Annotated in this window: 4 protein-coding genes; 2 read left to right on the top strand and 2 right to left on the bottom strand. The window is 71.9% G+C overall.

Translation table 11 applies throughout. From position 1 onward, the window contains the following. A partial coding sequence (locus LOY02_RS18460) for an AMP-binding enzyme (protein ID WP_410505980.1) occupies positions 1 to 390 on the top strand: 390 nt, incomplete at its 5' end. Here the strand turns inward: LOY02_RS18460 and LOY02_RS18455 are convergent. Together LOY02_RS18455 and LOY02_RS18450 are read right to left on the bottom strand one after the other, a co-directional pair. Then, a complete protein-coding gene (locus LOY02_RS18455; protein WP_317183830.1) occupies positions 380 to 2152 on the bottom strand; it encodes a metallophosphoesterase in 1773 nt (590 codons plus the stop codon). The two genes, LOY02_RS18460 and LOY02_RS18455, sit on opposite strands and share 11 nt — an antisense overlap. A 128-nt stretch (positions 2153 to 2280) precedes the next feature. Further along, positions 2281 to 2949: a proteasome activator gene (locus tag LOY02_RS18450; protein WP_317183829.1), complete on the bottom strand. Its 669-nt coding sequence runs from the start codon at positions 2947 to 2949 to the stop codon at positions 2281 to 2283. Positions 2950 to 3427: 478 nt separating this feature from the next. Here LOY02_RS18450 and LOY02_RS18445 point away from each other — a divergent pair, with 478 nt between their 5' ends. Then, positions 3428 to 3601: a hypothetical protein gene (locus LOY02_RS18445; protein ID WP_317183828.1), complete on the top strand. Its 174-nt coding sequence runs from the start codon at positions 3428 to 3430 to the stop codon at positions 3599 to 3601. Positions 3602 to 3695: the final 94 nt, after the last annotated feature.

Raw genomic sequence — 3695 nt, 5'->3', positions numbered from 1 at the left:
CGCACCGACGACGTGTTCAAGGCGAGCGACTACAAGATCAGCCCCTTCGAGCTCGAGTCGGTCCTCATCGAGCACGTCGCCGTCGCCGAGGCCGCGGTCGTCCCGTCACCCGACCCCGTCCGCCTCGCGGTGCCCAAGGCCTACGTCGCCCTCACACCCGGGTACGAGCCCGGTGCCGACGTGGCCAAGTCGATCCTCGCCCACTGCCGCGCGAAGCTCGCACCGTGGCAGCGGGTTCGCCGGATCGAGTTCTACGAGCTGCCCAAGACGATCTCCGGCAAGATCCGGCGGGTCGAGCTACGCGGCCGGGAGGAGGAGCTCGACGCGACCGGTGCGTCGCAGCCTGCGCTCGAGTGGCGCGATGACCAGTTCCCGGACCTCAGGGGCTGACCGTCGCGGTTGGTGAGCCGGGCGGTGCCGAGCCGGCGGGCGTCGACGGGAGAGGGGTGGAGGGCACGGGCGTCAGCGTTGACGTCGTGACGGTCGCGGGCGTCGCCGTCCCAGCGTTGTCCGGCGTCGCCGTGGTGATCTCGCGCACCGTCGTCTCCTCGAGACGACTGCACGTGCGGGGCTGCTCGTCCTCGGGGACCGGCTCACCGACGTCCGGCGCCGGGGCCTCGGCCGCGGCGCGCTCCGCCTCGGCTGCGGCGCGCGCCGCCTCGGCCCCGCGTGGGTCGATGGTGGCGCCGTTGATGACCTGGATGTTGTCGTAGGCGGGCCGTCCCTCGATGAGGTTGCGATAGCTGTAGCGCGTGAGCTGGGTCAGGGAGCACCGCGGACCGAAGCTGAGCAGGTCGAAGGCGTAGGGCTGCCCGCGCAGCTCCTCGTCCTCGGTCGCGATGAAGTGCGACACGACCCCGCCCCCGGTGAACGTGCCGGCCTGGATTCGCGACCCGTCGAGGACCGGCGTGTGGATGTGCCCGTTGACGAGGATCCGGCCGCGGTCGACGCCGGTGGCGGCATACGGCTCGTGGGTCAGCACGAGGTCGCTCTCGGGCTCGTCCTCCATGGCGGTGTTGAAGGCCTCGACTGCCGGCGCCTGTTTGCCCGCGGGGTCCTCGTTGTCGTCGCCGAAGTAGCGCGGGTCGTTGAACCCCGTGATCCGCAGGCCGTGGAACGACAGCTCGCGATGGACCCCCTCCGCGTCCTGGAGCAGCACGACGTTGGGGATCTGCGCCATCCGTCGCAGCAGCTCACGGTCGGTCGGCGACGACTGGTCATGGTTGCCGCTGACGAAGAGGTAGGGCACCCCGAGCGACTCGATGCCACGGAAGATGCCTCCCGCCTCGCCCTCCTGCACGCGTCCGAAGTTGATGATGTCCCCGGTGTCGATGACGGCGTCGACGTCCTCCTCCTCGATGATCGTGCGCATCAGCGGGTACTGGTTGGCACCGTGGATGTCGGAGACGAGCAGGAAGCGGGCCGAGATGTCGGGCTGCGTCAGGTCGGTGGGGACGAACTTGGCCTGGAGCGCCTGCGAGAGCGCGAGGAGGTTGCGCAGGTAGGGCGTCGCCTGCTCGGCCCTGGTCTCGACGCCGGCGAGCAGGCCTGCGTTGCGCTGCACCGTGCCCAGCACACCGGTCGTCGTCAGTGCGGCGAAACGTCCCGGCTGGTAGGTCAGCGCTGTGCTCACACCGGTGCCTGCGGCGACGAGGACCAGTGCGGCGGCGACGAGGACGAGGTGCATCCGCTCGGGGCGGCGTCGGCGGGCGTAGTGGACCGCCACGGACAGGGCGACCGCCACGACGAGCGCGCCGAGACCGAATCGCCACCACACTCCGACGGCGGCCTCCCGGATCGCGGCCGAGATCTCCGCATCGGTGGGCTGGAGCGAGCTGACGCTGACCGGGCCGCGGCTGAGCAGGTTGGTGATCTCCTCGCGCACGGAGACGGCGACGTCGAGGCCCGGAGCGAGGACGGGGGAGGTGAACGTGAGGTCCACGTCGCCCACGATGGTGGGGCTGTGCAGCACGGGCATGTGGCGGGGGACCGGGTCGAGGCGAAGGGTGGCCCGGTAGTGCGCCGTCTCCACTGTCGTCGGCGAGAGGTTCGTCGCTGCCACGCCGCCGAGGTAGCAGGCGACGACGATCGCGAGCCAGCGGGCCACCAGGCCGACTCGGGCCCAGACCGGATGATCCGTCGTCAGTCGCATCGCGTCCACCCTATGTGTGCGGCCCGGCCGGAGGCTCCGGCTCGGTCCGGCCGGGGGCCCGGCTCAGCCCGGGGGCCCGGCTCAGCCCGGGGTCCCGGCTCAGCCCGGGGTCCCGGCTCAGCCCGGGGTCAGAGGTACTGGCCCGTCGGCCCTGGCTCACGGCCACCTGGCGTGGGCCCCTCCGGCTGGTGCAGGTGGCCGTGGCCGGCGCCGGGCGGCGTGCCGTAGGAGACACCGGGGGCGCCGGGCGGCGCCGGGAGCGCCCGCATCTGTGCGAGCTGCTGCTGGGCCGCCATCTGCTGCGCCACCAGGGCGGTCTGGATGCCGTGGAAGAGCCCTTCGAGCCAGCCGACCAGCTGGGCCTGGGCGATGCGCAGCTCGGGGTCGCTCGGTGACTCCTCCCGGAAGGGGTGGGCGATCCTCTCGAGCTCATCGACGAGCTCGGGCGAGAGGCCGTCCTTGAGCTCCTCGATCGACTGGTGGTGGATCTCGGCCAGGCGCCGGCGGCCGGCAGGGTCAAGAGGTGCGCTGCGAACCTCGTCGAGGAGCTGCTTGATCATCGAGCCGATCCGCATGACCTTGGCCGGCTCCTCGACGAGGTCGGCCGGGTTCGTCCGGCCTCGCTCGGGCCGGTCGTCGTCGCCGTCTCCACCGCCGGGTGCACCGCTGGGTCCACTGCCGGGAGCGTCCGCCACGCCCATCCCGTCAGGTGTGAGCACGACGATGCGCTGGTCATCGCGTGGCGCGTCGTGGCGAGGATCCTGACCGGAGTCTGGCTGGCGGGCGTCGTCACTCATGGTCCCCATCCTGCCCCACCCCCGCCTTCCCACCGCAACACGCCCGGCAGTGCGAATCTCGCCAGTGAGAGATCAGGGTGCGGCATCGCCTTTCCGGGCGTGTTGCAGCGTGTTGCCGCGTGGGCCTGCACACCCGGCGTGCGCTCAGGGGAGGGCGTTGCGCACGCTGGGTGTGCAGGGGTGCATGGGCGCTCGTCTCACGACCACATGGCACCTTTCGACGGTACGCCGCCGGCGCGGGCCCCGTCACGGGGCCGAATGCCCCGAAAGAGGACGGATGCGACCGCGGCTGGCGGGCTCCGCTCGATCCTCGGTGCCGACGGCGATGTCGGCCCAGTGTGATGTCGTCATCCACGGAGCACGCACGTGCGCACCCGCGTCGGTAAGGAGGCAGGACTGTGGCTCGCGGGGCGGCAGCGCTCGGCGGGCCGTTCAGGGGCTCGTGGCCGCGCCGGTCCGCACCCCGCGGTGGCCAGCTGTGGGACATCGCCCTCAACCGGGTGCAGTCGGCGCGGGACGGCCGGCCCGCTTCGACGACGAGTTCGACGGGTCGACGTCCATTCCGAACGGCGAGATGCTCTACGTCAACATCCAGGCGAGCGCCGGCCTGACCTTCCGCATCTGGGGGCCGTGGCACGAGCACGGCGTCTGACACCGCCTGACGGTGCCGTATGCCGCTGGGCACGCTTCCGCTCCGACGCGGGCCCAGAGGACGCCCGCCGCCACGTCGAGTGGCCCCAAACGCC

Origin of the sequence: Intrasporangium sp. (assembly GCF_032907665.1) — a bacterium.
GTDB lineage: Bacteria > Actinomycetota > Actinomycetes > Actinomycetales > Dermatophilaceae > Intrasporangium.
Note: the sequence above shows the minus strand (reverse complement) of the source record. Positions and strands in the feature narration are given on the sequence as shown.

What these genes read in the sequence shown, in the direction of transcription:
- LOY02_RS18455 (WP_317183830.1), bottom strand. Translation starts at nt 2,152, where the DNA reads ATGCGACTGACGACGGATCATCCGGTCTGGGCCCGAGTCGGCCTGGTG.
- LOY02_RS18450 (WP_317183829.1), bottom strand. Translation starts at nt 2,949, where the DNA reads ATGAGTGACGACGCCCGCCAGCCAGACTCCGGTCAGGATCCTCGCCAC.